This is a genomic window from Escherichia sp. XD33 (genome assembly GCF_019375075.1).
GTDB classification, from domain to species: domain Bacteria; phylum Pseudomonadota; class Gammaproteobacteria; order Enterobacterales; family Enterobacteriaceae; genus Enterobacter; species Enterobacter flexneri_A.
Genome location: NZ_JAENDM010000317.1, coordinates 1 through 604, shown reverse-complemented (window position 1 = coordinate 604; position 604 = coordinate 1). Strand labels below are relative to the sequence as shown.

Here is a 604-nt window from a genome sequence, read left to right as displayed (position 1 = left end):
GAAAAACCGCTGTACCGCCATCGAAACGGGCACATACTGGCAAAGTGGCCGTGAAAGAAAGCAATCAACGATGGTGCTCTGACGGGTTCGAGTTCCGCTGTGATAACGGAGAAAAACTGCGAGTCACGTTCGCGCTGGACTGCTGTGACCGTGAGGCACTGCACTGGGCAGTCACTACGGGCGGCTTCGACAGTGAAACAGTACAGGACGTAATGCTGGGAGCGGTGGAACGCCGCTTCGGCAACGAGCTTCCGGCGTCTCCAGTAGAGTGGCTGACGGATAATGGTTCATGCTACCGGGCTAATGAAACACGGCAGTTTGCCCGGATGTTGGGGCTTGAACCGAAGAACACGGCGGTGCGGAGTCCGGAGAGTAACGGCATAGCAGAGAGCTTCGTGAAAACGATAAAGCGTGACTACATCAGTATCATGCCTAAACCAGACGGGTTAACGGCAGCAAAGAACCTTGCAGAGGCGTTCGAGCATTATAACGAATGGCATCCGCATAGTGCACTGGGTTATCGCTCGCCACGGGAATATCTGCGGCAGCAGGCCAGTAATGGGTTAAGTGATAACAGGTGTCTGGAAATATAGGGGCAAATCCA

Annotated in this window: 1 protein-coding gene; it reads left to right on the top strand. The window is 54.1% G+C overall.

Features of this window, described 5'->3' with window-relative positions; all coding sequences use genetic code 11:
• Positions 1–593: DDE-type integrase/transposase/recombinase (locus tag K0778_RS26995; protein ID WP_153520383.1), on the top strand; the 593-nt coding region annotated here is incomplete at its 5' end.
• Positions 594–604: the final 11 nt, after the last annotated feature.